Annotated in this window: 20 protein-coding genes; 10 read left to right on the top strand and 10 right to left on the bottom strand. The window is 71.1% G+C overall.

Annotation, left to right across the window (positions count from 1 at the left end; translation table 11 throughout):
- Positions 1–2: 2 nt before the first annotated feature.
- Positions 3–1430 carry an aldehyde dehydrogenase family protein gene (locus tag ACIBHY_RS44430; RefSeq protein WP_397258784.1) on the bottom strand — a complete coding sequence of 476 codons (1428 nt, stop codon included), beginning with the start codon at positions 1428–1430 and terminating at the stop codon, positions 3–5.
- A 384-nt stretch (positions 1431–1814) separates the two neighbouring features.
- On the opposite strand from ACIBHY_RS44430, the gene ACIBHY_RS44425 reads away from it, so the two are divergent.
- Entirely contained in the window at positions 1815–2447 is a 633-nt protein-coding gene (locus ACIBHY_RS44425; protein ID WP_379620500.1) for a TetR/AcrR family transcriptional regulator, read from the top strand.
- Here the strand turns inward: ACIBHY_RS44425 and ACIBHY_RS44420 are convergent.
- Positions 2437–3804, bottom strand: a complete 1368-nt coding sequence (locus tag ACIBHY_RS44420; protein ID WP_397258782.1) for a PucR family transcriptional regulator — start codon at positions 3802–3804, stop codon at positions 2437–2439. The two genes, ACIBHY_RS44425 and ACIBHY_RS44420, sit on opposite strands and share 11 nt — an antisense overlap.
- 119 nt (positions 3805–3923) lie before the next feature.
- Between ACIBHY_RS44420 and gabT the strand changes: the two genes are divergently transcribed.
- Both gabT and ACIBHY_RS44410 read left to right on the top strand, forming a co-directional pair.
- Entirely contained in the window at positions 3924–5240 is a 1317-nt protein-coding gene (gene gabT, locus ACIBHY_RS44415; protein WP_397309882.1) for a 4-aminobutyrate--2-oxoglutarate transaminase, read from the top strand.
- A gap of 177 nt (positions 5241–5417) precedes the next feature.
- On the top strand, positions 5418–5633 hold the full coding sequence (locus ACIBHY_RS44410) for a hypothetical protein (RefSeq protein WP_246509588.1): 216 nt from the start codon (positions 5418–5420) through the stop codon (positions 5631–5633).
- 4 nt (positions 5634–5637) lie between these two features.
- Here the strand turns inward: ACIBHY_RS44410 and ACIBHY_RS44405 are convergent, their stop codons facing one another.
- The 4 genes from ACIBHY_RS44405 to ACIBHY_RS44390 all read right to left on the bottom strand — a co-directional run bounded on the left by ACIBHY_RS44405 (position 5638) and on the right by ACIBHY_RS44390 (position 10962).
- A complete protein-coding gene (locus ACIBHY_RS44405) occupies positions 5638–6843 on the bottom strand; it encodes a saccharopine dehydrogenase family protein (RefSeq protein WP_397309881.1) in 1206 nt (401 codons plus the stop codon).
- A 160-nt stretch (positions 6844–7003) separates the two neighbouring features.
- Entirely contained in the window at positions 7004–8128 is a 1125-nt protein-coding gene (locus ACIBHY_RS44400; RefSeq protein ID WP_397309880.1) for an extracellular solute-binding protein, read from the bottom strand.
- Between the two features lie 67 nt (positions 8129–8195).
- Positions 8196–9701 carry a CoA-acylating methylmalonate-semialdehyde dehydrogenase gene (locus ACIBHY_RS44395; RefSeq protein WP_397258774.1) on the bottom strand — a complete coding sequence of 502 codons (1506 nt, stop codon included), beginning with the start codon at positions 9699–9701 and terminating at the stop codon, positions 8196–8198.
- Positions 9688–10962 (bottom strand): aspartate aminotransferase family protein, encoded by a 1275-nt coding sequence (locus ACIBHY_RS44390; protein ID WP_397258772.1) that lies wholly within the window; start codon positions 10960–10962, stop codon positions 9688–9690. The genes ACIBHY_RS44395 and ACIBHY_RS44390 overlap by 14 nt, the downstream gene beginning before the upstream one ends.
- Positions 10963–11111: 149 nt before the next feature.
- On the opposite strand from ACIBHY_RS44390, the gene ACIBHY_RS44385 reads away from it, so the two are divergent.
- Complete coding sequence (locus ACIBHY_RS44385) at positions 11112–14489, top strand: FHA domain-containing protein (protein ID WP_397309879.1); 3378 nt, start codon at positions 11112–11114, stop codon at positions 14487–14489.
- Here ACIBHY_RS44385 and ACIBHY_RS44380 read toward each other — a convergent pair.
- Positions 14462–15349 (bottom strand): DUF6531 domain-containing protein, encoded by an 888-nt coding sequence (locus ACIBHY_RS44380; protein WP_397309878.1) that lies wholly within the window; start codon positions 15347–15349, stop codon positions 14462–14464. The two genes, ACIBHY_RS44385 and ACIBHY_RS44380, sit on opposite strands and share 28 nt — an antisense overlap.
- Before the next feature lie 239 nt (positions 15350–15588).
- Between ACIBHY_RS44380 and ACIBHY_RS44375 the strand changes: the two genes are divergently transcribed.
- Positions 15589–16293, top strand: a complete 705-nt coding sequence (locus ACIBHY_RS44375) for an alternative oxidase (protein ID WP_397258766.1) — start codon at positions 15589–15591, stop codon at positions 16291–16293.
- Here the strand turns inward: ACIBHY_RS44375 and ACIBHY_RS44370 are convergent.
- Complete coding sequence (locus ACIBHY_RS44370; RefSeq protein WP_397258764.1) at positions 16290–17750, bottom strand: MFS transporter; 1461 nt, start codon at positions 17748–17750, stop codon at positions 16290–16292. The two genes, ACIBHY_RS44375 and ACIBHY_RS44370, sit on opposite strands and share 4 nt — an antisense overlap.
- 55 nt (positions 17751–17805) lie before the next feature.
- Here ACIBHY_RS44370 and ACIBHY_RS44365 point away from each other — a divergent pair, with 55 nt between their 5' ends.
- The 4 genes from ACIBHY_RS44365 to ACIBHY_RS44350 all read left to right on the top strand — a co-directional run bounded on the left by ACIBHY_RS44365 (position 17806) and on the right by ACIBHY_RS44350 (position 22244).
- On the top strand, positions 17806–18507 hold the full coding sequence (locus tag ACIBHY_RS44365) for a TetR/AcrR family transcriptional regulator C-terminal domain-containing protein (protein ID WP_397309877.1): 702 nt from the start codon (positions 17806–17808) through the stop codon (positions 18505–18507).
- Between the two features lie 13 nt (positions 18508–18520).
- Positions 18521–20128 (top strand): AMP-binding protein, encoded by a 1608-nt coding sequence (locus ACIBHY_RS44360; protein ID WP_397258760.1) that lies wholly within the window; start codon positions 18521–18523, stop codon positions 20126–20128.
- 101 nt (positions 20129–20229) lie between these two features.
- Positions 20230–21846, top strand: coding sequence for a PucR family transcriptional regulator (locus ACIBHY_RS44355; RefSeq protein WP_397258758.1), 1617 nt, complete (start codon positions 20230–20232; stop codon positions 21844–21846).
- A gap of 23 nt (positions 21847–21869) precedes the next feature.
- Positions 21870–22244, top strand: coding sequence for a cupin domain-containing protein (locus ACIBHY_RS44350; RefSeq protein ID WP_184967307.1), 375 nt, complete (start codon positions 21870–21872; stop codon positions 22242–22244).
- A 288-nt stretch (positions 22245–22532) separates the two neighbouring features.
- Here the strand turns inward: ACIBHY_RS44350 and trpS are convergent, their stop codons facing one another.
- Both trpS and ACIBHY_RS44340 read right to left on the bottom strand, forming a co-directional pair.
- A complete protein-coding gene (gene trpS / locus ACIBHY_RS44345; RefSeq protein WP_397309876.1) occupies positions 22533–23495 on the bottom strand; it encodes a tryptophan--tRNA ligase in 963 nt (320 codons plus the stop codon).
- Positions 23496–23676: 181 nt separating this feature from the next.
- A complete protein-coding gene (locus ACIBHY_RS44340) occupies positions 23677–23826 on the bottom strand; it encodes a hypothetical protein (protein ID WP_184967311.1) in 150 nt (49 codons plus the stop codon).
- Positions 23827–24072: 246 nt separating this feature from the next.
- On the opposite strand from ACIBHY_RS44340, the gene ACIBHY_RS44335 reads away from it, so the two are divergent.
- On the top strand, positions 24073–25545 hold the full coding sequence (locus tag ACIBHY_RS44335; RefSeq protein WP_397309875.1) for a phosphodiester glycosidase family protein: 1473 nt from the start codon (positions 24073–24075) through the stop codon (positions 25543–25545).
- Positions 25546–25905: the final 360 nt, after the last annotated feature.

Here is a 25905-nt window from a genome sequence, read left to right as displayed (position 1 = left end):
ATTTAGAGGGTCAGCCCGGTCAGAACCATCACCTTCTCGTAGGTGTAGTCCTCCATCGCCGAGTGCAGGCCCTCGCGGCCGATGCCCGAGTCCTTCACCCCGCCGTACGGCATCTGGTCGGCCCGGTAGGAGGGGACGTCGCCGATGATGACGCCACCGACCTCCAGCTCCCGGTTGGCCCGGAAGGCGGCGTCCAGCGACCGGGTGAACACGCCGGCCTGCAAGCCGTACTTGGAGTCGTTGACCATCGCGTACGCCTCGTCGATCGAGGCGGCGCGCTGAAGGATCATGACCGGGCCGAAGACCTCCTCGACGTTGACCTTGGCGTCGTGCGGGACGTCGGCCAGCACCGTCGGCGTGACCGTTGCGCCGTCGCGGGTGCCGCCGGCCAGCAGCCGGGCGCCGCTCGTGACGGCCTCCTGGACCCACTGCTCGACGCGCTCGGCGGCGGCCAGCGAGACCAGCGGGCCCACCTGCGTCTTCTCGTCGGCCGGGTCACCGGTCACCAGGTCGCCGACGGCGGGCAGGAGTCGCTCGACGAAGGCGTCGTACACCGGCTGCTCGACGATCACCCGCTGGACGGCGATGCAGCTCTGGCCGGCCTGGTAGTTGGAGAACAGGGCGATGCGCCGGGCGGCCCAGTCGAGGTCGGCGTCGGCCAGCACGACGGCCGCCGCGTTGCCGCCCAGCTCCAGCGTGACGTGCTTGCGCGGGATCTGGTCGGCGATGGAGTAGCCGACCGGGGCGGAACCGGTGAACGACACCACGGGCAGGCGCGGGTCGTCGACCAGGGACGAGGCGCGCTCGTTCTCGATGGGGAGCACGGAGAACATGCCCGCCGGCAGGTCGGTCTCGGCCAGGATGTCGCCGAGCACGAGCGAGGACAGCGGGGTGGCGGGCGCGGGCTTGACGATGACCGGCGCGCCGACCGCGATGGCGGGGGCGACCTTGTGGGCGACGAGGTTCAGCGGGAAGTTGAACGGCGTGATCGCCAGCACGGGCCCCTTGGGCACGCGGGTGACGTAGGCGAGCCGGCCGGCGGCGGCGGGCTCGGTGTCGAGCCGCTGCGTGGTGCCGGACCAGCGGCGGGTCTCCTCGGCGGCGAAGCGGAAGGTGGCGACGGCCCGGCTGACCTCGCCGCGGGCCCACATGATCGGCTTGCCGTTCTCCGACATGATCAGATGGGCGATCTCGTCGGCCCGCTCGGCCAGGCGGCGCGAGACATGGGCCAGGGCTTCGGCGCGCACGTGGACGGGCAGCGCGGCGGCCTGCCCGGCCACCGCGGCGGCGGCCGCCACGGCCTCCTCGACCTGCGCGGCGGTCGGCACCGAATATCGCCCGACCTCGCGACCGTCGTGGGGATTGGTCACGGTGAGCTCGACGTCCCCGGTGGCGGGGCGCCCTGCGAGCCAGAAGGTACGCACGTCCATACCCATGACGGTATGCCACCAGGAAGATCGGTGATTTGCACCGGGGTGCACAAGACCACCTCGGGCCTCCGCCGTTCCGTACAACCCCTCGCCGCCGCCGGCACGAAGCCGACTCGCAACCGTGATGGTCAGAGGGTGCCGTCGATCAGGCCATGGGTAAGATCTCTAACCCCAAGTCAGGGTAAGGCCTGCTCCCCGATCGGCGCCCCGGGCTTGGCGTCACTGTTGCCACGTGGCCCTCATGTTTACCCGCTGTGTAACAGAAGTAGTACTAAATCGGGATGTTTACCGTGTGGAGCGGTTTGAACGATCGCCGCCATGGCTAAGTCATCGTGTGCGGGTCTCCAGCGCGGCGGGCCCCCGAGCTAGAAAGGCGTGGGCCCCGTGACCGAGCAGCATGCTTCGGCTCCGCTCGGGCTTCAGGGTGCCTACCTTCTGGGCGAGCGGGCCGGGCAGGACGAGCTGCGTTCGCGCCTGCTCGACGTGGCCGTCGCCCTGCTGGACAGCGACGGCCCGGAAAGCCTGAACATGCGCAGGATCGCCACTGAGGCGGGCTGCACCACCACCGTCATCTACACGATGTTCGGCAACCGGGAGGGCCTGGCCGAGGCGCTTTACCTGGAGGGGTTCGAACGCTTCCGCCGCTTTCTGGACGCGGTGCCGCACCGGCGCGATCCCTTCGAGTACCTCACCGCGCTCGGCCCCGCCTACCGCCAGGCCTGCCATGCCGAGCCCGGCTACTACTCGCTGATGTTCGAGCGCGCCATCCCCGGCTTCGAGCCCAGCGAACGCGCCCGTACGCTGGCCCGCGCCGCCCTCAACATCCTCGACCGGGTGATCTCCGACTGCATCGCCCAGGGCTACCTCATCCCGACCCAGCCCAGGAAGATCGCCGACGCCCTGTGGGCCGCCGCCCAGGGCGCCATCAGTCTGGAGCGGGCGGGCCACCTGCGCGACGGCCGCACCTATGAGGCGGTCACCACGGCCACCATCTGCTGCTACCTGGTCAACAAGTAGCTTCCAGGGCGATCCAGAGTTCCGCGCGCACCCCCGGGTCGTCCAGGTCGCGGCCGAGGAGTTCGGCGACGCGTTTCATCCGGTAGCGCAAGGTGTGGCGGTGGATGCCCAGGCGCTGGGCGGCCGCGTCCCAGTGGCCGTTGCTGGCCAGGTAGGCGCGCAGGGACGCGATGAGGTCGGCGCGGGAGCCGTACTGGCTGAGGGGGGCGAGCAGCGCGGCCGAGAACGCCTGGGCGGCGGCGGGATCCAGCAGGGCGAGCAGCCCTTGTCCGGCCAGGTCGGCGAAGCGGACCGGCGTGCCCGTGCTGGCCTGCAGCGCGCGCCGCGCCTGGTCGAGCCCGCCGCGCAGGTCCCGGTACGGGCCCGGTCCGCTCACCCCCACCCTCCCGGCGACCCGGCCGGCCGCCTCCGCGGAGACCACCGCGACCGCGGCGCCGTCGTGGAGGGCGGTGAACCCGTGGGGTTCGAGGAGGTCGAGGGCGTCGGGGGCGGCGGCGAGGACCACGACCGGCTCGTCCGGCAGGTGGGCGCCGATCGGGGCCAGCACCGCGCGCGCCGCGCCCTCCAGCTCCGCCAGCAGCAGTTCCAGAACGGCGCCGCGCACCCGCCGCTCGGCCTCCCTGTGCGCGCCCCCTTGCTCGACGGCCAGCGTCAGCAGGGAGCCGGCCGCGTTGATCACGGTGTGCGTGACAGGAGAGAACGCCCGCCCGGCCCCCACGGCGAAGAACCCGCGCGGCCTGGCCCCGCCGCCGAGCGGCTGCACGACCACCTGCCCGTCGGGGCCCGACATGGCCACACTCGCCGGAAACCGCCCGCTCCTGCGCCGAAGCGCCGACTCCACCTGGTCCGTCCGTGTCCCGGCGGTGGCGTGCAGGATCTCCCCGGTCTCGGACACCAGCGCCGCCCACCCGCCCACCTCCTTGGCCAGGCGGTCGATCACCGCGCGCATCCCCTCGGGCCGGAGCGCCGCCCGGGTCAGGCGCCCCTGGGCGGCGAAGGCGCGGGTGATCTCCTCGTACTGCTCGGCGGCCAGCAGTTCGCTGACGACCTTGCCGATGGCGATGAACGGCGTCTCGCGGGGCACCTCCAGCAACGGCAGCCCGGCGGCGGCAGCGGCGTCCACCAGCGCGGCCGGAACCTCGTCGTGGGTCAGCCCGACCCCGAACCCCAGCCCCGCGACGCCCCGCTCCACCAGCCGCCCGACATATCCGGGAAAGTCGCTTGCGCTGCTCAGCCGCATCCCCGTGGTGAGCACCAGTTCGGCGCCCTCCAGGAACGGCGTGGGGTCCTCGAGTTCGCTGACCGCGACCCACCGCACGTCCGAGTCGAGCGACCCGGTCAGGGGCCGAAGGCCCATCCGTCGCACCACGGTTCCCAGAGAAGGCGGCATTTTGTCCAGTCCGGCAGATTGAGACCCCTCAAGTGTGACATATCGACGTATCGGCGCAGGTCATCACCCGCCGTACCGTCAAGAGCATGAGCATTCCGCAGGAGCGTCGTCTCGTCACCGCCATCCCGGGGCCGAAGTCCCAGGAACTGCTGGCCCGCAAGCAGGCCGCCGTGCCCCCCGGCATCGGCACCACACTGCCCGTCTTCGTGACGCGCGCGGGCGGGGGCGTGGTCGAGGACGCCGACGGCAACTCGCTCATCGACTTCGGCTCCGGCATCGCCGTGACCAGCGTCGGCAACGCCGCTCCGCGCGTGGCCGAGCGGGTACGCAAGCAGGTGGCCGACTTCACCCACACCTGTTTCATGGTCACGCCGTACGAGTCGTACGTGGAGGTCTGCGAGAAGCTCAACCAGATCACCCCGGGCGAGCACGAGAAGCGCACCTTCCTCGTCAACTCCGGCGCCGAGGCCGTCGAGAACGCCATCAAGGTCGCCCGCTACGCCACCGGCCGCCAGGCCGTCGTGGTGTTCGACCACGGCTACCACGGCCGCACCCTGCTGACGATGACCCTGACGGCCAAGAACATGCCGTACAAGCAGGGCTTCGGCCCCTACGCGCCCGAGGTCTACCGGGTGCCGCTGGCCTACCCGTTCCGCTGGCCCGGCGAGAACCCGGCCGACGAGGCGTACGCCCAGGCCGTGGACATGATCGAGAAGCAGGTGGGCGCGCGGAACGTGGCCGCCGTGGTCATCGAGCCGATCGCCGGAGAGGGCGGCTTCATCGAGCCCGCCAAGGGCTTCCTGCCGAGGATCGCGGAGTACTGCCGCGCCAACGGCATCGTCTTCGTCGCCGACGAGGTGCAGACGGGCTTCGCGCGTACCGGCGACATGTTCGCCTGCGAGGACGAGGGCGTGGTCCCCGACATCATCTGCACCGCCAAGGGCATCGCGGGCGGCCTGCCGCTGGCCGGGGTCACCGGCCGCGCCGAGCTCATGGACCAGGTGCACGTCGGCGGCCTCGGCGGCACGTACGGCGGCAACCCGCTGGCCTGCGAGGCGGCGCTCGCCGTGCTGGAGACCATCGAGCAGGACGACCTGGTCGCCAAGGCCCGCCGGATCGGCGAGATCATGCTCCCCCGCCTCAGGGCGTTGCAGGAGCGCTTCCCGATCATCGGCGACGTACGCGGACGCGGCGCCATGATCGCCATCGAACTGGTCGAGCCCGGGACGAAGAACCCGAACCCGGCCGCCGTCCAGGAGATCGTCAAGCGCTGCCACGCCGAGGGCCTGATCATCCTCACGGCCGGAACCTACGGCAACGTGCTGCGCTTCCTGCCGCCGCTGGTCATGCCCGAGCACCTCCTGGAGGAGGGCCTCGGCATCCTGGAAAAGGCGTTCTCCTAGAAGAACCCCCACAGAACGGGCCATCCACCTTGGTGGGGATGGCCCTGTTTTGTTGGTGTACCGCACGCCATCCGGCCGTGATTTCACCTGAGCTTGACGCTGCGCTAGCCGACCGGCGGCGCGAGCGCGGCTATAACGGATCCGGTATAGGGGTGGGCGAACGCCTGGGGGAGAGTGATGGACTGGGGTTCGATGCTGACGTTCGACCCTGACGGCCTGAGCTGGGCCCAGCGTGACGGGGACGCCTGCGTGGTCTGCCACAAGAGGTGGCCGCGTCCCCGGGTGCGGGTGGGCCGCTTCCCCGACGACACCGCCGTGCTGGCCTGCCACGACTGCGCGGAAGCGCTGCGGCCCGCGCCGCTGGCCACCGTGGTGGCGTTCCGGGCCCGATGAGGCCTCAGGCCGCCTGACGCATCCCCCACGGCGAGCCGTACTCCTTGAGCAGGTCGAGGAACGGCACCGCGTCGAACGCCTCGGGACCGAGCACGCCCGTCCCCTTCCAGGCGCCGCCGGCCAGCAGTTCCAGCGCGACGACCGGGTGGATGGCGGTCTGCCAGACGACGGCCTGCGAGCCGTACTCGCGCATCGACCACTCGTTGTCCACCACGTGGTACAGGTACACCTCGCGCGGCGCCCCGTCCTTGCCCGTGCCCTTCACCCACGTCCCCGCGCAGGTCTTGCCGCGCATGCGCGAGCCCAGCGTGGCCGGGTCGGGCAGGCTGGCGGCCACGAGGTCGCGCGGCGCGACCTCGGCCGTGCCCACCTTCACCTTGTCGGCGCTGTCGAGCCCCAGCTTGTGCAAGGTCTTGAGCACGCCGATGAACTCCTCGCCGAGCCCGTACTTGAACGTCACCCGCCGCGCGTCGATCCAGCGCGGCACGAGCAGCACCTCTTCGTGCTCGACGTTGACGCACTCGACCGGCCCGATGCCCTCGGGGAAGTCGAACACCTCCGGCTCGCTGAACGGCTCGGTCGTGCGCCACTCACCGTCCTCCCAGACGACGGGCGGATTGAGGCACTCCTCGATCGTGGTCCAGATCGAGAACGTCGGCGCGAAGTCATAACCGTCCACGACCAGGTTGGAGCCGTCGCGCACGCCGATCTCGTCGATGCGCGCGAACAGGTGGTCGGCGGCGTAGCGGGCGAACACGTCGGCCAGCCCCGGCTCCACCCCCATCCCGACCAGCGCGAGCTGCCCGCCCTCACGCCAGCGCGGGTCGAGCTCGAACTGCCGGTCGCCGAGCTTCACCCCCGTCTTCCTGTACGGCTCGCGCGGATGCGGCTGCGAGAGCGACATCGCCATGTCGAGGTAGTGCGCCCCGGCCTCCAGCGCCGCCTCGAACAGCGGCATGGTGAAGCGCGGATCGACGGCGTTGAACAGCACGTCGCAGTCGTGGGCCCGCAGCGCCTCGGCGACCTGGGCCCGGTCGGCGGCGTCGAGCCGGATGGCGCTGAACCGGGGGTCGTCGACCTGGGCGACCGCTCGCGCGGCCCGGTCCTGTTTGGAGTCGGCCACCACGATGTGTTCGAAGAAATCTCGGCGGGCCGCGATGGGCACGACAGCCGATCCGACGCCTCCGGCGCCGACAAGGAGGATTCTCATGCCCGAACTCTTTCACTGACTGGCCATTCAGTCAATCACAGGGGCAAAAGGGAGGCGTCCCGGGTCGGGGGGAACGCCCGGGACGCCTCAGGCAGGCGATGCCCAGCGGGGGGACGGGCACGCCCGCAGCATGTGCGAGCGGGCCCCCGAATTCACCCGCTCAGCTCACAAGATCGGTCCACCTGTCTTCCCAGGTGTCGTAGTCAGTGCATTCCCGCTCCTGCGGACGGCAATCCCCCGGTGGCCGAACGGCAAAGGCGATCCGGTCGAAGCGTGACTTCTTGCCCACCCCGTACGCCTCGCAGACCCGCCTGGCCTTCCCCTTGCACGCCTTGTCGTTGGCCGGGGCCAGCCCCACCCACGCCGCCGCGGCACGCTGCGTATCGGCCGACGCCGTCCAGCTCAGCCACCGGTAGGCGCAGTCGAGATTCGCCCCGGACGCGCCCAGCATCCACGAGTCCACCCACCCCGTGGTCCGCGCGGACGACACCGTCTTCACCGGCTTGCCCGCCGTCTGCAACAGCAGCCGCAGGTACGGCGTGGCCTGCGCGAAGTCCAGCCGCCCCGTCGCGAACCCGGTCACCACGTCCAGAGGATCGTCCCAGTAGACGCGCTCGCCCTGCCGCCCGAGCATCTCCATCGCCTTGTCCAGCTCGGCCTCGGTCAGCGAGTACGGGCTGCCGGACTTCCCGGCCGCCAGGGCCGCGTCCGCGATCGCCAGCGGGTCGTCCTTGAGCGCCGCCTTGGGCGAGGCGAAGACCTGGTCCATGCCGGGCGCCTTGATCCGGCTCGTGTCGTAGAGGTACTCGTGGGAGCCCCACAGGTACGGCACGCCGTACACCTTGCCGCCGGAGGTGGTGAGGTCGCGCAGCGACTTGCCCAGCTCGGCGTACCCGTCGACCTTGGCCAGCTCGATCGGCAGCACCTGCTTGTCGGCGATGAGGCGCCCGGCCAGCCCGGGACCGGCCGAGACCACGTCGTAGGAACGTTCCCCGAGCCGGGCGGCCATCTCCCCCGGAGTCTGGACCTGGTCGAGCCGGGCGATGCGGCAGCCGGTGGCCTTCTCGAAGGTGCCGGTCCAGTTGACCTTGGGGCTCGTGCCGCCGTACTCGGCGTAGCCGCGGTAGGTGAGGATCTGGAGCGTGCCGTCGCTCTGGGTGGGGGTGGGCGTCGGCTTGGCGGTGGCCGGTGTGGGTTTGGGGGTGGGGCTCGCCTGTGCGGCACCTGCCGAGGACACCACCACGGCCAGCGCGGCCAGCGCCAGGGCGGGTGTGCGGCGGTTCAACAGGATGCCCCCTTCTCGTTGCGGTCTGCGCTGGAGTTTACCCGGGCAGACCGCAACGGGAGGGGCGTCACTTGTTCGTCGGGAAGCCCAGGTTCACGCCGCCGTGGGACGGGTCGAGCCAGCGCGAGGTGACGACCTTGCCGCGGGTGTAGAAGTGCACGCCCTCGGTGCCGTGCACGTGCGTGTCGCCGAACAGCGACGACTTCCAGCCGCCGAAGCTGTAGAACGCCATCGGCACCGGGATCGGCACGTTGATGCCGACCATGCCGACCTCCACCTCGTTCTGGAAGCGCCGCGCGGCGCCACCGTCGTTGGTGAAGACGGCGGTGCCGTTGCCGAACTCGAGCCCGTTGATCAGCTCAAGACCCTCCTCGTAGGAGGACACGCGCACGATCGACAGCACCGGGCCGAAGATCTCCTCGGTGTGGACCCGCGAACCGGCGGGAACGTTGTCGAGCACGGTCGGGCCGAGCCAGAATCCGGGCGTCTCGGCCGCCGGCGTGCCGCCGAGCACCTCCGTCCGCCGCCCGTCCACGACCAGCGTGGCGCCCTCGGAGACGCCGAGGTCCAGGTAGGAGGCGACCTTGTCGCGGTGCGGACCGGTCACCAGCGGGCCCATCTCCGAACGCGGGTCGTCGCCGGGGCCGATCACGAGCTTGTCCACCCGCTCGACGATCTTCTTGACCAGGTCGTCGCCGACGGGGTCCACGGCCAGCACGACCGAGATCGCCATGCAGCGCTCGCCGGCCGAGCCGAACCCGGCCGAGACCGCCGAGTCGGCCACCAGGTCGAGGTCGGCGTCGGGCAGCACCAGCATGTGGTTCTTGGCCCCGCCCAAGGCCTGGACGCGCTTGCCGTGCGCGGTGCCGGTCTCGTAGACGTAGCGGGCGATCGGCGTGGAGCCGACGAACGAGACCGCCTTCACGTCCGGGTGCTCCAGCAGCCGGTCGACGGCGGCCTTGTCGCCCTGGACGACGTTGAAGACGCCGTCGGGCAGCCCGGCCTCCTGCCACAGCCGCGCCATCAGCAGCGAGGCCGACGGGTCCTTCTCCGACGGCTTGAGGATGAAGGCGTTCCCACACGCGATCGCGATCGGGTACATCCACATCGGCACCATCGCCGGGAAGTTGAACGGCGTGATCCCCGCCACGACACCGAGCGGCTGCCGGATGGAGTAGGAGTCGACCCGCGTCGAGACGCCCTCGGAGAAGCCGCCCTTGAGCAGGTGCGGGATGCCGCAGGCGAACTCCACGACCTCCAGGCCGCGCGACACCTCGCCGAGCGCGTCGGAGTGCACCTTGCCGTGCTCGGCCGAGATGAGCGCCGCGATCTCGTCACGGTGGGCGTACATCAGCTCGCGGAAGCGGAACAGCACCTGCGACCGCTTGACCAGCGAGGAGTCACGCCAGGCCGGGAAGGCCGCGAGGGCGGCGGCGACCGCCGCGTCCACGTCCGCGGCCTCGGCCATCGCGACGGTCCCGCTGACCTCGCCGGTCGCCGGGTTGTAGATCTCCTGGGTACGGCTGCCGCCGTCGGCGAGCGCGCCGTTGATCCAGTGCTTAACGGACTTCATCGTTGATGGTCTCCAGAGCGTCGACGATGATGCCCAGGCCTTCCGCGGCCTCGTCCATCGTCAGGGTGAGCGGCGGGGCCATGCGGATGGCGGTGCCGTACAGGCCGCCCTTGCCCGCGAGCAGGCCCGCCTGCTTGGTGAGCTCCATGAAGCGGCCGGTCATCGCGGGTTCGGCCAGCTCGATGGCGAACATCAGGCCCTTGCCGCGCACGCCGGTGACGATCGGCAGCCGCTCGGCGGCCGCGCGCAGACCGTCGATGATGTGCGCGCCGGTGCGGGCGGCGTTGGCCTGCAGGTCGTGGTCGAGTACGTAGTCGAGGGTGGCGTTGGCGGCGGCCATGGAGATCGGGTTGCCGCCGAAGGTGGACAGGCCGACCGCGTGCAGGCCGTCCATGAGGTCGCCGCGGGCGACGAGGCCGCCGACGGCGAAGCCGTTGCCGAGACCCTTGGCGAACGTCATCATGTCGGGCGTCACGCCGTGGTTCTGGATGCCGAAGAACGCGCTGCCGGTACGGCCCCAGCCGGTCTGCACCTCGTCGGAGATGAGCAGGATGCCCTCCTCGTCGAGCACCTCCTTGTAGGCGGCGAACAGCCCGTCGGGCGCCATCGTGAAGCCGCCGACGCCCTGGATCGGCTCGGCGATCAGCGCGGCGACGTCCTTGGAGACGCTCGTGGCCAGCACGTGGCGCAGGTCCTCGACGCACACCTTGATGTAGTCGGCGTCCGACAGGCCCTTGAACTGCGACAGGTGCCGGTCGGCGCCGTGCAGGAAGTGCACGTTGAGCGGCGAGAGCGAGTTGTTCTTCCAGGTGCGGTTGCTGGTGACGCTGACCGCGCCGAAGCTGCGGCCGTGGTAGCTCTGGCGCATGGCCAGGACCTGGTCGCTCTTGCGGGCGTAGGTGGCCAGCAGGAGGGCGGTCTCGTTGGCCTCGGTGCCGGAGTTGGTGAAGAAGACCTTCGCGTCGGGGATGCCGGAGAGCCGGGCGATCTTCTCGGCCAGCTCGACCTGGCCGCGCAGCAGGTAGACGGTGCTCGTGTGGACGACACCGGTGGCCAGCTGCCGCTCGACGGCCTCGCGTACCTCGGGAACGTCGTATCCGATCATGTTGGTCAGGATGCCGACGAAGAAGTCCAGGTAGCTTTTGCCTTCGCTGTCGACGACGCGGCTGCCCTTGCCGCTGACGATCTCGATGGGCTCGTGGTAATTGAGGGCCAACCAGTTGGGCATCACTGCCCGGTGGCGCGCGAGAAGCTCCGACATGTTCCGAGTATCGCCGCATTCCGGAGCACCTTACACCAGCAACATGTCGGAGCGCGGGCTTGATGCCTTACATGTCGTAACCCTGCGGAAGGCAGGACAGAAGGGCACTTCGCGAGGCACGCTGGAGGTCCCCGCCCTGCGAGGGTTCGATGATCATACGACTGACCGTCCGCGACCCCGAACTGACCGCCGAGCACGACCTCGAAGTGGCGGCCGAGCCGGGCACGAAGCTCTCCACGCTGCTCGGCGCGCTGCCGCCGCGCCCCTGCTACGCCGGTTCCGCCAAGCTCGATCCCGAGGCCACCTTCGCCGACGGGCCGCTGGTGTCCGGGATGGTCGTCGGCGTCGGCGAGCCGGCCCGTGACGAGCGGGCCAGACCGGCGGGGGCCACCGGCGGTCTGCGGGTCGTCGGCGGCCCCGACGCCGGGCGGCTCGTCTGGCTCTCGCCCGGCGCGCACGTCGTGGGCAGGGACCACGACGCCGCCGTCCGTCTCGTGCGCGACCACCGGGTCTCCCGGCTCCACGTCCGCCTTGAGGTGAGCGTGACCGGCGAGCTCACCGTCACCGACCTGGGCTCCACCAACGGCACGCTGGTGGGGGGCGAGCAGGTGACGGGCTCGGTTCGGCTGCGGCACGGGGAGATTCTCCAGGCGGGCGACGACCTGCTGCGCTGGGTGCCGTTGCCGGCCGCGCGGCCGCATGCCGTACGCGGGGCCGACGGCATGATCGCCTTCGACCGCGCGCTCGCCCGCCGCGAGGCGGGGACGCCGTCCGACCATGTTCCCGACGAGCTGGACCTGACCCTGGCCGCGCTGCGGGAGGGCCCCGGGCTGTGGTCGCGCGACGCCGCCTCCCCCGACGGGCTCACGCTGCGGGTGGGGGTCGCGGGTGAGCCCGCCGTACCGGCTGCCGTGGATCTGCGGGAGGCCGGCGTGCTCGGTGTCGTGGGGCCGCGCCCGCCGGTCGACGGGCTGGTGCGCTGGCTGCTGGTGCAGCTCGCCACCCTGCGCGCCCCCGCCGAGCTGCGGCTGGTGATCCTGGCCGAGGGGGGCGGCGAGCATCTGGCCTGGACGCGCTGGCTGCCGCACCTGCGCGGCGGCGAGCGGGTGCCGTGCCTGATCGGCATCACCGAGGAGACGCGGGCCGAGCGCGTGGCCGAGCTCCTGGCGCTGATCGCCGACCCGCCGGAGGGCGAGGAGGTGGTCGTGCTGCTGGACGGCGCGCGCTCGCTGCGGGAGTTGCCCGGCCTGCGCGAGGTACTGCGCGACGGCCCGGCCGCAGGCGTGTACACGATCTGCGCCGACCGCCGCGGGATGAGCGAGTGCCGGGCCATCTGCGAACTCGACGGCACCGACCTGCTGCTCACCCGGCCCGGTGACGGCCTGCCCGCGCCGATCCGGCCCGAGCACGTGGACGCGGAGGCGGCCGGGCGCATCGCCCGCGCGCTGGCGCCGCTGCGCGATCGCGCCGAGCCCGACGCGCCCGCGCGGCTGCTGGACCTGCTCGGCATGGAGACGCCCGCCGTGCGCTGGTCGGACGCGCCGGTGACCAAGGTGGTGGTCGGCGAGTCGGTGGCGGGGGCCGTCGGCGTGGACGTGGCCGCCGAGTCCCGCCTGCGCCTGGGCGGGGCCGGACCGGACCTCGCGCGCGCCCTCGTCGCCGCGCTGCTCCTGGCCAACCCGCCGGACACGCTCGCCCTCGTCCTCGTCGGCGAGAGCCTGCGCCCGTTCGCGCCGTGCCCGCACGTGACCGGGTGGTTCCCGGCCTGGGAACCGCGCATGAGCACGGCCCTGACGGCCGAGGCGCAGCGGCGCACCGCGCTCCTGGCCGCGCACGCGGAACCGCCGCCCCGCCTCGTGGTGATCGCCGAGGAGGACCACGCTCCGCCCCAGCCGGTGGAGAACGCCCAACTCGGCCTGCACCTCGTGCTCGTCACGGCGCTCACCTCCCGCCGCCGCGGCCTCGGCATGATCATGCGGGCGGGCGGCGATCCGCTCCTGTTCAGGACCGGCGGGCTCGGCGACCCCCCGCCCTCGTGGGGCGCTCCGGCCCGCGTGCGCGTGGTGTCGTGGGCCGAGCTCGGCGACCCACGCCCCGCCGATCCGCCCGCCGAGATCCCCACCGACCTGGAGTCCACCGTCGCGGCGATCGTCGGCGCGGCCGAGCGCCGCGGAACCCGGCCGCCGTTCCGCCCCATCCCGCCGCCGCTGCCCGAGGTCCTCCACGATCCGGTACGGCTACCGCACGGCCTGCCGCGAAAGACCCAGGCGGTGCCCTACGGCCTGGCCGACGATCCCGCGCACCAGGCCCAGCCCGTCGCGGCGTTCGACCTGCGCGGCACGGACCGGCTGCTGGTCGCGGGCCGCGCCGGATCCGGCCGTACCACGTTCGCCCGCACGCTCATCAGCGCCCTGACCCGGCACCCCGCCTGGATCTACGCGATCGAGGACAAGCCCGGCGAGCTGGCCGCCTACATCACCCACTGCGGGGCCGTCGTCTCCCGCGGCGAGCCGGACCGGATCCGTCGCGTCATCACCTGGCTCGCGGGCGAGGCCGAGCGCCGCCTTGCCGCCGGGCCTGGCGATCCGGTGATCGTCCTGGTGGTCGACGGCTGGGAGCGCTTCGAGCGGCCCGACGCGCGATCGCTGATGAGGATCCTGCGCCGCCTGGTCACCAGGGGCCCGGCTGCCGGCATCCACACGGTCGCCGCCGGCCGGCGCGACAACGTGCTGTTCTCCCGCCGGCTGCTGCTCGGGCACGGGCCGCCGGGCAGGGCGGCGGACGCGGCGACCGGCCAGGTGGTCCAGATCGCCGTCCCGGCGCGGCCGCGCACGCCGTTGACGGCCGCGCGGCCGTTCCCGCCGATGCCCGCAATCGTGGAGCCGGGCGAGCTCGGCCTGGTCACGGGTCTCGCGATCGGCGTGGGCGGCCAGGACGTGACCACGATCGGCCTGGACCCACTCGGCGCCGGGCCGCACGCCGTCCTGGTCTCCGGCCCGCCGGGCTCCGGCCGCAGCGGCGCCGCGCTCCTGCTGGCCGGCGCCCTGCTCGAGCGGGGCGTGGACGTCCTGGTGATCGCCCCGCCAGGTTCACCCGTCGCGGCGCTGGCCGGAGCGCGCGTCCTCACCGGCACGGCCTTCGCCGACGAGGAACTGCGCGCGGCGGTGGCGGGGCGGCAGCGGTTCGCCGTGGTGGTGGACGACTTCGACCAGGTGACCGTCACCGCCGCCGACCGGCCCACGCTCCTCGACGAGGCCGCCTCCAGCCTCGGTGCGCACGTCCTGGTCCTGGCGGGAGACGCCACGCCGATCCTGGAGGGACGGCCGCATCCGCTGGCGGCGGTCGTGACCGAGGTGTTCAGGTCCGGCGCCCGCATCGTGCTGAACCCCCGCGACCGGGCCGCCGCGCTGATCCACGGGCTCGTGCTGGAGAACGACGAGCACGTCGCGGGTCCGCCGGGGCGCGGCTACCTGTCGGTGTCCGGGCGAACCGTGCTCGTTCAGCTGGCGCGGGGGTCGAGCGCGTAGTCGATGCGCTCGACCAGCTGCGACAGCCCGTCGTACAGGTAGACGGTGTGGTTGCCTCCGGCGTCCCTGACCGAGGTGCCGCGTGACTCGTACTCCAGCGTGAGCTCAAGCGGGCCTGACACGCGTACGCACCGGCCGAGCGCGTCGTAGGTGTAGGCGTGCCGGTCGCCGTCGTCCCATTCGGTGACGCGGCCGGCCCGGTCGTACGCGAAGCGCCGCACCAGCCCTTGGCAGGCGGCTTCGGTCAGGTTGCCCGCCCGGTCGTAGGTGTAGGCGGCCAGCAGCTCGCCACGCCGCCGGATCGCGACGACGCGCCCCGAGGCGGTCTCGACGTCCAGGGCGCGGCCCGCGGCGTTCACCACCTCGGCCGGGGCGCCGTCCGGACCGTGGCGCAGCTCGGTCCGGCCGCCCGCCCCGTCCACGGCGGTCAGCGGAAGGCGGTCGCCGGCGCCGGTGTAGTGCGTGGTCAAGCCGGTGCCGGGGTCGGTGACGGCGTAGCCGTACCGGATCCTGCTCAGGCGGGCGCGCCCGGCGCGCTCGCCCGGCGGCGGGCAGGCGGCCACGGACCCGTCGCCGGGATGCGGGAACAGGCGCGCGGCGCCGTCGGCGGCGAACACGTGCACGCCGTCGGCGTGAACCTCCGCCCGCTGGTCGAAGGTGGAGGTCCACGCCGGGCCGAACCACCGTCCGTCCCCGTGACCGGACCGGTGCACGCGCCGCAGTTCCAGCGCGGGCGGTCCGGGCAGGTCGAGGTCGTGTTGCGGCAGGATCACCGTGCCGGTCGCGTAGTGGATCGGTCCGGCGTGCGCGGACGCGCGATCCGATCCAGCCCCCGATGCGACCGCCTCCCGCACACCCATGGACCATCTCCCCAGAACGGAATTCGGCTGCCCCGTTGTACGCACCCGGCCCACCCGGCGGTTCAACTTCCGAGCAAGATCTTTTCCGGGCCCCCTAGGGGGAATCCCGTGCACCTGTCGGTGTACGCCGCCGCCACCCACTACCGCGGCTGAGGCACGGCAAGAGCCGCCTGCGGGGCGACGACCGGGAGGGGTCCGATCACCCACTATCGGATCATCACCACGAACAAGGAGATCCGATGACGAACACCGCCACGCTTCCCCGCCCTGACGTCCACCCCGGCCCGCCGAAGCTCGACCGCGACCAGCTGCGCCGCGCCCAGCAGGAGACGCTGGACACCCCGCGCATGAAGTACAGCCTGCTGGCCAAGATGATGTTCAAGCCGGTCGACATCATGTACGGCAAGGAAGGCTCGTTCACCAAGTTCGCCATGCTGGAGATCATCGCCCGCGTGCCGTACCAGGCGTGGGAGCGCATGGGCTACTGGGCGGTCCACCGTCACCGCACCCGCTCCGGGCTGGCCAGGCGGGTCTTCGAGCGGATCGTCGAGGCCCGCGCCGACCAGGACAACGAGCAGTTCCACCTGCTGATCATGGAAGACCTGATCGACCGGCAGGGGCTCAAGCGCAACTGGCTGCTGCACCGCGCGGCGCCGTGGATGATCGCGCTGTTCTACTACCACGTCTCGTGGATGCTGTTCCTGGTCAGGCCCGACTGGAGCTACCGGCTGAACGCCGAGTTCGAGGACCACGCCGAGCACGAGTACATGACGTTCGTGGCCGAGAACCCGGACCTGGAGTTCGTGCCCGACCCCGGCACCTACGCCGACGAGTACGGCCGCTACCGCTCGGTGGCCGACCTGCTGCGCCAGATCGGCCACGACGAGCGGGTGCACAAACTCGACAGCCTGGAGAACATGCGCGAGCCGCGCGTGGCGGCCTAACCGATGGCCGCCTCGACGGACTGCTCCGCCTGCTTGGGAGCGGACGTACGCAGGACCGCGAGCGCGAGCACGGCGGCCAGGAGGCAGAAGACCGCACCGATCCAGGATCCGACGTGCATCGCGGTGGTGAAGGCCTCGCGGGCGGGGCCTTCCCAGCCGCCCAGCCTGAGCGCCTCGCCGATCGACGCCCTGGCCTGGGCGGGCGCGCTCTCCGGCATCGCCGAGGTGTACACCCCGGCCAGGACGCTGCCGAGCACGGCGATGCTGAGGGCCATGCCGACCTGCTGGACGGTGTCGTTCATGGCCGAGCCGACACCGGCGTGCTCCACCGGGATCGCGCCCATGAGCGTCGCGTAGGCCGCGGGACCGGCCAGGCCGCCGCCGATGCCCATGACCACGAGGCCGGCCAGCATGGGCCCGTACCCGGTGGTGACGGCGAGGATGACGAACCCGACGGCGAGCACGAGCAGCCCCGAGGCGATGAGCGCCCGGTTGCTCACCCGCTGCCCCAGACCCGCGCCGGCCGCGTTGAAGACGGTCGCCGCGATCACGTACGGCACCAGCGCCAGCCCCGCCTGCATGGCCCCGTACCCGAGGACGAACTGCAGATACTGCGTCAGCATCAGCATCAGCGCGCCCGCCCCGAAGGACATGAGCAGGATCGAGAAGGAAGCGCCGCTGAAGTTGCGCTGCCTGAACAGCTCCAGAGGCATCATCGGATGGTCGGAGCGCCGCTCCCAGACGAAGAAGGCGGCGAGCGCGAGCACGGCCAAGGCGATCGCGACGACGTTCCACTCCCGCTCGATGATGACGTAGACGGCCGAGGTGAGGCCGACGATGGACAGGATCACGCCGACCGGGTCGATCCTGCGGGCCGGGGCCTTCGACTCGGGCATGAGGACGATCGCGGCGACGATCGCCAGCACCGCGATCGGCACGTTGATGAGGAAGACCGAGGCCCAGCCCCACTTCTCCAGCATGAGGCCGCCCAGCGTGGGCCCGGCGACGACGCCGATCATCGACGTGGCGCCCCACGCGGCCATGGCCTTGCGGCGTTCCTCCGCGTCGAAGACGGTGATGAGGATGGACAGGGTCGAGGGCATGAGCACCGATCCGCCGACGCCCATGAGCGTCCGCATGGCGATGAGGTGCCACGGCTCGCTCACCAGGACCGCGAGGGCGGAGGCGCCGCCGAACAACGCGAGGCCGATCACCAGCATCTTCCTGCGGCCGTAGCGGTCGGACAGGCTTCCGGCGGTGAGGAGCAAACCGGCGAAGACCAGCACGTAGGCGTCCAGGATCCACTGGATCTCGGAGGGCGTCGCGCCCAGATCCCGCACGAGGGTCGGGATGGCCAGGTTCAGCACGGTCCCGTCGACGGCCAGCACGAGCGTGGCCAGGCAGAGTACAGCGAGCGTCCACCAGCGGCGGGGGTCTCGCACAGTGTTCGATTCCACTCGCACACTGTACGATACTTCTCGCACAGTGTGCGAGAGCATTTATCCTGGAGGGGTGACCAAGCCGTTCACCTCCGTCTGGACCCGCGAACCGCGCTCGCCCCGGTCCTCTCCCGGCCTGAGCCGCGAGCAGATCGTCCGCGCCGCTCTGGAACTGCTCGACACCGAAGGCACCGAGGGGCTCAGCATGCGCAAGCTGGGCGCCAAGCTCGACGCCGGGGCGACCAGCATCTACTGGTACGTCGCCAACAAGGACGAGCTCATGGAGCTCGCCTACGACGAGATCTGGGCGGACATGGAGGTGGCCGACCCGGAGCAGATCACCTGGCGCTACTCCGCGGCCACCTTCGGCAAGGGCATGCGCCAGGCCATCCTGCGGCACCCCTGGTCGGCCCGCCTCATCGGCCGCATGCCGGCCATCGGGCCCAACGCGCTGCGCGTCAGCGACCAGCTGCGCAAGGCCCTCACGCGGGCGGGCTTCAGGGGCCTGGAGATCGACTACGCGGCGAGCACCCTCACCGGCTACGTCTTCGGGATGACGATCCCCGAGGCGGTCTGGAACGAGTACATCAACGACCGGCAGCCCGACCTGGACGGCATGCGCGAGGCCGTGGCGTCCGCGGTGGCCGGCTATCCGGAGATGCAGGCCCGCATCGAGGAGATGCAGTCCCACGACCCCAAGGAGGTCCGGGAGATGAGTTTCGACTTCGGCCTGTACACGGTGCTCGACGGTCTTGAGGCGCGCCTGGTCACGTAGCAGGATTCCGGTCATGAGCGATTTCCGAGCCGCGCGCGACCTGCTGCTCCAGTCCGACTACGACACCGCCCGCCGCGACTTCCGCTGGCCCGACCTTCCGGAGTTCAACTGGGCGCTGGACTGGTTCGACGGCGTACTGGCGGCCGAGTCGCCGGACGCGGTCGCCCTGAACATCGTCGGCAAGGTCTCCTACACCTTCGCCGAGCTGTCAGAACGCTCCAACCGGGTGGCCAACGGGCTGCGCTCGGCCGGGGTACGGCGCGGCGACCGGATCCTGCTCATGCTGGGCAACCAGGCGGAGCTGTGGGAGTCGATGCTGGCCGCGATCAAGCTGGGCGCGGTCGTCATCCCGGCCACCACGCTGCTGACCGCCAAGGACATCGAGGAGCGGGTCGCCCGGGGCGGCGTGGCGCATGTCATCGCCAATGCCGCTGACGCGGAGAAGTTCACCGGCGAGGCGTACACGAAGATCTCCGTCGGCGCCGCCGACGGCTGGCGGACCTACTCCTACGGCGAGCCGCACTTCACCCCCGACGGGCCGACGCTCGCGAGCGACACCATGCTGCTCTACTTCACCTCGGGCACGACCTCGCAGCCCAAGCTGGTCGAGCACACGCACGCCTCCTACCCGGCCGGGCACCTGTCCACGATGTTCTGGATCGGGCTGCGGCCCGGCGACGTACATCTCAACATCTCCTCGCCGGGCTGGGCCAAGCACGCCTGGAGCAACGTCTTCGCGCCGTGGAACGCGGGGGCGACCGTGCTGGTGCACGACTACCAGCGCTTCTCCGCGCAGGCGCTGCTCGAAGTGCTGCGCGACGAGCGGGTGACGACGTTCTGCGCGCCGCCGACGGTGTGGCGCATGCTCATCCAGGAGGACCTCGCCGCGTGGCAGCTCTCCCTGCGTACGGCCGTCGCCGCGGGCGAGCCGCTCAACCCGGAGATCATCGACCAGGTCGCCAAGGCGTGGGGCCTGACGATCCGCGACGGCTACGGCCAGACCGAGACCACCGCCCAGATCGGCAACGTATCCGGCGTACCGGTCAAGCCCGGCTCGATGGGACGCCCGCTGCCCGGCTACGACGTGGTCCTGCTCGACCCGGTGACCGGCGAGCCCGGAACCGACGGCGAGATCTGCCTGCCTCTCGACGAGCGCCGCCCGCTCGGCCTGATGGCCCGCTACGTCGGCCAGGACTCGGGCACCGCCGACGGCTACTACCACACCGGCGACGTCGCCACCCGGGACGCCGACGGCTACATCACCTATGTCGGACGCACCGACGACGTGTTCAAGGCCTCGGACTATCGCATCTCGCCGTTCGAGCTGGAGAGTGTGCTGCTGGAGCACGAAGCGGTCGCGGAGGCCGCGGTGGTGCCCGCCCCCGATCCGGTACGGCTGGCCGTACCGAAGGCCTACGTGACCCTCGCGCCCGGGTACGAGCCGACGGAGGAGACCGCGCGGGCGATCTTCGAGCACTCGCGGCGGGAACTGGCGCCCTACAAGCGGATCAGGCGGCTGGAGTTCGGCGAGTTGCCCAAGACGATCTCCGGCAAGATCCGCCGGGTCGAGCTGCGCGAGCAGGCGGCGGATCGGGAGTTCACCGAGGACTCCTTCCGCTAGGGGCCTGACGGACAAATCCCAGGAAGAGCGCCATTTCGCCTATAACATCTTGTAAGGGGCCAGGTGTCCATAATTACAGGCTGATCGGATAGGCTCGGGCCGTGCTGCCCACTATCGCCGATGTCCTGGCCTTGGAGACCGTACGCCGGGGAAACCCGCGTGTGGTCGCCGGGGCCGATCGGCTCGACACCAAGGTGCGGTGGGTGCACGTCGGGGAGATCGCCGATATCGCGCACCTGCTGCGCGGTGGCGAACTCGTCCTCACCACGGGCGTGGCCCTGCCCGACGACCCCGAGAAGCTGGCCGACTACATTGCCGAGCTCGCCCAGGTCGGCGCGTCGGGGCTGGTCGTCGAGCTCGGGCGCCGGTTCGTCCGCGAACTGCCCCGAGCCGTGATCAAGTCCGCCGAGGAGCACGGGCTGCCGGTGATCGTGCTGACCCGCGAGACGCCGTTCGTGCAGATCACCGAATCGGTGCACGCCTGGATCATCGACAACCAGCTGGAGGAGCTGCGCGCCTCCGAGCAACTGCACGAGGTGTTCACCGAACTGTCGGTCGAAGGCGCCTCGCCGGCCGACGTGCTCGCCCAGGTCGCGCGGCTGTCGAACCGCCCCGTCCTCCTGGAGAACCTCGCCCACCAGGTGCTGGCCTGCGAGTCCGCCGGCCGCGACATCGGCGCGCTGCTCGCCGGCTGGGAGACCAGGTCACGCGCCGTGGCCCCCGCCGACCGGACCGCCTACGACCCCGCCTCCGGCTGGCTGGTCACCACCGTCGGCGCCCGCGGCCAGGACTGGGGCCGGCTGATCCTGCTCTGCGACGTGCCGCCGGGGCCGCGCGACCTCGTGCTGGCCGAACGCGCCGCCACCACCCTCGCCCTCGGCCGCCTGCTCGAACGCCACCAGGAATCCCTGGAACGCCAGGCCCACGGCACGATCATCACCGGCATCCTCACCCACGCCTACTCCGACCCCGACGAGGCCGCCGCCCGCGCCCGCGCCGTCGGCGTCCCGCTCACCGGGCGCAAGCTGATCAGCGTCGTCATCCGGCCGACCGAACCCGTCGACCAGGCACTCGACGGCCAGGCCCAGCTCGGCGAACTGGCCGAGGCCACCGCAGCCGCCTGCCGCGACGCCCGGCTGCCCGCGCTGGTCGGCGCCCTCGACCAGGACCGGGTCGGCGTCCTGCTGCCGCTGCCGCCGCGTACCCACGCGGAACCCGCGCTGACCACGCTGGCCGACCGGCTGCGCCTGCTGTGGAAGCCCGGCTCCGCCTTCGTCCTCGCGGCGGGTTCCGTCGTCGAGTCGATCCGCGACGTGCGGCGCAGCTTTTTAGAGGCCGAGCAGGTGGCCGACGTCGCCGTGCGCCAGCCCGACGGCCGCGCCTACTACCGGCTGCCCGACCTGCGCCTGCGCGGGCTGCTCCACCTGCTGCGCGACGACGCCAGAATGCAGACCTTCGCCGAACGCGAACTCGGCGCGCTCCTGGCCCACGACGCCCAGCGCGGCGGCGACCTCACCAGGATCCTGCGCATCTACCTGGACTCCGGCCGCAACAAGGCGGTCGCCGCCCAGAAGGCCCACCTGTCCAGGCCCGCGTTCTACGATCGGCTGCGCCGCCTGGAGCGCATCCTGGACACCGACCTGGACGATGTCGAGTCGTGCCTGTCGCTGCACGTGGCGTTGCTGGCGCTGGAGTCATTCCGTCGCGAGAATCGCTGAAGCAAACCGGACCAAGGACGTTCATGCCTGACCTCTTCGTGCCCGAGCCCGCCGCGCTGGGCCCCATGCTCGCCACCGCGGGCGCGTTCGCCGTCCCCGTCCACGAGGTACGGCTGACGCCCGACGAACTCCACCCCGACCAGATCGTCGCCGGCGACCCCGCCACCTCCTCCATGGACCTCGGCAACGGACGCGGCATCTGGGAGATCACGCCCGGCGTGGTCACCGACGTGGAGACGGACGAGATGTTCGTGGTGCTGTCGGGGCGGGCGACGATCGCCGTCGAGGGCGGGACCACGATCGAGGTGGGGCCGGGGGACGTGGCGTTGCTGGCGGACGGCGCGAAGACGACATGGATCGTCCACGAAACCCTCCGCAAGGTCTATCAATCCCGCTAACCCCACCACTCCCCTTTAGCCACCCCGGCCCGCCACCTCCTCGGTCCAACCGCCCCTCCCACCCCCCCGGCCCGACACCCCCGCCACCACCCGGGCCCGGCTCCCTGGTCGCCATCGGGCCCGAGTCCTTCGGCCGTCACCCGCGCCGCCTCCCGGCACGCGCCCCGTCCGCCCTCCCCTCTGACCCCTTTGCCGCCTTCCACCACCGGCAGAGGGGATCCCGGCGGGCCTTCACCGCCGGAATCCTCGGCCTCCGCCCTCGGGGTTTCGGACAGGGTTCGGGGTCCTTCAGAAACCCATGGCCCGCCGTACCTCCTCAAGGGTGAGGGTGGCGCGCTCGCGAGCCGTGGCGTTGCCCTCGCGCAGGACCGCCCGCACGGCCCCCTCGTCCAGGTCGGCGCGGCGTTTCCTGATCGGGCGCAGGAAGTCGTTGACCGCGTCCGTGGTGACGGACTTGAGGCGGGCGGCGCCGCCGTCCCCGATCTCCTCGGCGAGTTCCCCCGGCGGGCGGTCCAGGCACAGCCCGGCCAGCGTGAGCAGGCCGGAAACGCCCGGCCGCCGTTCCTCGTCGAAGGTGATGCGGCGGTCGGCGTCGGTGACCGCGCGGCGGATCAGCGCGGCCGTCTCGTCCTCGGTGGCCTTGAGCGGGATGGAGTTGCCCCGGCTCTTGCTCATCTTGCCGCCGTCGAGCCCCTTGAGGCAGGGCTGCGCGCCCATCATCGCCTCCGGTAGGGGAAAGACCTTCCCATACCGCTCGTTGAAGCGCCGCGCCACGAGCCGCGTGACCTCCACGTGCGGCAACTGGTCCCGCCCGACCGGCACCAGCGTGCCCTTGCAGAACAGGATGTCGGCCGCCTGATGCACCGGATAGGTGAACATCAGCCCACTCACCGCACTCTGCGAACTGTGCAGGATCTCGTCCTTGACGGTCGGGTTCCGCTGCAGTTCGGCCATCGACACCAGGCTCAGGAACGGCAGCAGCAACTGGTTCAGCTCCGGCACCGCACTGTGCTGGAAGATCGTCACCCTGGCCGGGTCGAGCCCGATCGCGAGATAGTCGAGCAGCAGCTCCGTGATGTTGCGCTGGATCTCCCCGGGCAGGTCACGGTCGGTGATCACCTGATAGTCGGCGACGAGCACGTACATCCGGTGCCGATGCTGCAGCTCCACCCGATTGGCGAGCGAGCCGAAGTAGTGGCCGAGATGGAGCGGTCCGGTAGGCCGGTCGCCGGTCAACACGACGTGGTTCATTCTGGGATTCCTTTCCGGACGTCCCCAGACACCACAAAAGGCCGTCCGAGGACGGCCTTTTCGCATGCGAAGGTCAGCGGCCGCCGGGCGGCCGCCACCACATGCAGATTCGGGTCATGACTCCATTGTAGGCGCAAGCCGTACAGGACCCAGATTCTGTACGGCTTGCGCCGGCTCGTGACTACGTGCGGTGATCGTGCGACATGTCGGCGTGGATGGTGTCGTCTGCGCAGATGTACAGATCCCACCGACGGGGACGCGCCACGAACGCGCCCAGGATGAACCCCAGGACGACGCTCGCGAAGATCACAAGGAGGATGCTCAGCCCCATAACGGCTGCCTCTCGGGGAAAGTTCGTGCCGCTCGAAATACGGCCTACCGAAAGGTAACCCCGGCCGGTCCTGTGGCGCAGCAGAATCCCATGTACTCCCCCATTTTGACCATTCAATCGCCGCAGGCATGGGCCCTTTCGCTAGTTGCTGATGTCAATCTCGTAACCACGGGCGTGTTCCCCCACCCCGGCCAAGCGGGAGCGCCAGGATAGTCCGGATTGTTATCGGCACCCTGGAGTCTTTTGATGTCTCGACGCACCCTCGTCGTCGGCCTGTCCCTGGCCACCGCGATCACGGCCGCCACCGTGCCAGTCGCCGCCAAGGAGCTGGCGGTGACGTTCCCCTCCTCCAAGTTCCCGTTGGGAACGGCCACCGTACCGACCAAGACGCAGAAAGCGGTCGCCGGCGGCATCGACATGTACAAAGTCCGGGCCGGCACCGCCACCCAGGGCTACAGCGTCAGCGTGCTCATGCCCAGCGGCCGCGACTACGGCACCCGCGCGACCGCCGATGCCAAGGCCGCCGAGGTCGAGGCCGCCGGCCAGATCCCCAGCGTCCAGCAGTTCATCCGCCCCGCCGTGGCCGACGCCCCGGCCCAGGAGATCTTCATGGTCCGGGTCGGCCTCTGGTCCCTGCAGGACAAGAAGAAGGCCGAAGAGACCGTCAAGGCCCTGAAGGACGCGGGCATCAAGTCCAAGGTCGACTACCTCGGCGACGACGGCGTCGACACGACCGGCCCGTGGAACCTGAACGTCCTCATGATCGACGCCAAGAAGTTCCGCGGCTCGTACGGCGCCAGCCTCGGCACCAGCGTCGCCAAGCGCGAGACGACCTCCGCCATGGCCAAGGCGGCCGGCGCCCTGGCCGCGATCAACGGCGGCTTCTTCAACATTCACGCCTCGAAGGCCCTGCGCGGAGACCCCCTCGGCGCTTCGGTGGTCGCGGGCAAGCTCCTGAGCGAACCCGTCCCCGGCCGCGCCGCCATCGTCCTGAGAGGCCGCAAAGCCACCATCACCGAGCTGAAGTCCACCATCACCGCCGTGTCCCAGGACGGCCAGACCCTCAACGTCAACGGCATCAACCGCCCCACCGCGGTCGACGAACTCGTCCTCTACACCGAGGAGTGGGGCGCCAAGACCCCCGCCGACGGCGGCGCCGACGTCGTCCTGGACGCCAACGGCAAGGTGGTCGCCGTACGCGCCGCGGGCGCCGCGGTCCCGGCCGGCCACCGAGTCCTGCACGGCGTGGGCGCGGCAGCCGAATGGCTGGGCCAGCACGCCATGGACACCTGGACCGTCAAGATCGACACCAAACTCGTGGACCTGCGCACCGGCAAGCGCCTGGCCCTCACCCTCAACCTGAACGTGGTCGCCGGCGGGGTCGGCCTCGTCCGCAACGGCCGGGTCAAGGTCATGGCCAAGCGCGACGGGCACGACTCGGTCAACATGATCCTCCGCCGGCACCCGCGTACCCTCGCCGGCGTCACCAGGAACGGCAGCCTGATCCTCGCCACCGTGGACGGGCGCAAGCCCGGCGAGACAGTGGGAGCCAACATGGTGGAGGCCGCCCAGCTGATGCGCTGGCTCGGCGCCGTCCAGGCGATCAACCTGGACGGGGGCGGTTCTACGGCGATGGTGGTCAAGAACAAGGTGGTCAACAAGCCTTCGGACGGCGCCGAACGAGCCGTGGGCGACGCCCTGCTAGTCCTCCCCAAGTAGCGAAGAAGAGGGGCGCCCGGCCACCACCGAAGCGCCCCACACCCCCCACCCCACCGCAGCCACCCCAACCCAGCAAACACGAGCCACGCGGGAGCGTCCCTTAACGTCTGTCCGCGTTGCGCCGTTCGCGCCCGTGGGGGTGTTCGCCGCACCGGCGCCAGACAAGCGTCGGGGAGGCGGCAGGGGATTGGAAGGGGCGGCTTGGGTGGGGAGGGCGAGGTCGTGTGGTGGGGGTGAACGCGAAAAAGGGGCCCAACCCTAAGGCTGGACCCCTTCATCGTGCATACGTGTTTGTGCGGCGGTGACCTACTCTCCCACACCCTCCCGAGTGCAGTACCATCGGCGCTGAGAAGCTTAACT

Origin of the sequence: Nonomuraea sp. NPDC050547 (assembly GCF_044457345.1) — a bacterium.
Taxonomy (GTDB): Bacteria; Actinomycetota; Actinomycetes; order Streptosporangiales; family Streptosporangiaceae; genus Nonomuraea.
The sequence above is the reverse complement of the archived record's forward strand: the minus strand, read 5'-3'. Positions and strand labels throughout refer to the sequence as shown.

Bases quoted from the DNA above. Each gene is read 5' to 3' on its own strand.
- ACIBHY_RS44430 (WP_397258784.1), bottom strand. From the start codon at position 1,430: ATGGACGTGCGTACCTTCTGGCTCGCAGGGCGCCCCGCCACCGGGGAC.
- ACIBHY_RS44420 (WP_397258782.1), bottom strand. From the start codon at position 3,804: ATGGGCCTTCGGCCCCTGACCGGGTCGCTCGACTCGGACGTGCGGTGG.
- gabT (WP_397309882.1), top strand. From the start codon at position 3,924: ATGAGCATTCCGCAGGAGCGTCGTCTCGTCACCGCCATCCCGGGGCCG.
- ACIBHY_RS44410 (WP_246509588.1), top strand. From the start codon at position 5,418: ATGGACTGGGGTTCGATGCTGACGTTCGACCCTGACGGCCTGAGCTGG.
- ACIBHY_RS44405 (WP_397309881.1), bottom strand. From the start codon at position 6,843: ATGAGAATCCTCCTTGTCGGCGCCGGAGGCGTCGGATCGGCTGTCGTG.
- ACIBHY_RS44395 (WP_397258774.1), bottom strand. From the start codon at position 9,701: ATGAAGTCCGTTAAGCACTGGATCAACGGCGCGCTCGCCGACGGCGGC.
- ACIBHY_RS44390 (WP_397258772.1), bottom strand. From the start codon at position 10,962: ATGTCGGAGCTTCTCGCGCGCCACCGGGCAGTGATGCCCAACTGGTTG.
- ACIBHY_RS44385 (WP_397309879.1), top strand. From the start codon at position 11,112: ATGATCATACGACTGACCGTCCGCGACCCCGAACTGACCGCCGAGCAC.
- ACIBHY_RS44380 (WP_397309878.1), bottom strand. From the start codon at position 15,349: ATGGGTGTGCGGGAGGCGGTCGCATCGGGGGCTGGATCGGATCGCGCG.
- ACIBHY_RS44375 (WP_397258766.1), top strand. From the start codon at position 15,589: ATGACGAACACCGCCACGCTTCCCCGCCCTGACGTCCACCCCGGCCCG.
- ACIBHY_RS44360 (WP_397258760.1), top strand. From the start codon at position 18,521: ATGAGCGATTTCCGAGCCGCGCGCGACCTGCTGCTCCAGTCCGACTAC.
- ACIBHY_RS44350 (WP_184967307.1), top strand. From the start codon at position 21,870: ATGCCTGACCTCTTCGTGCCCGAGCCCGCCGCGCTGGGCCCCATGCTC.
- trpS (WP_397309876.1), bottom strand. From the start codon at position 23,495: ATGAACCACGTCGTGTTGACCGGCGACCGGCCTACCGGACCGCTCCAT.
- ACIBHY_RS44340 (WP_184967311.1), bottom strand. From the start codon at position 23,826: ATGGGGCTGAGCATCCTCCTTGTGATCTTCGCGAGCGTCGTCCTGGGG.
- ACIBHY_RS44335 (WP_397309875.1), top strand. From the start codon at position 24,073: ATGTCTCGACGCACCCTCGTCGTCGGCCTGTCCCTGGCCACCGCGATC.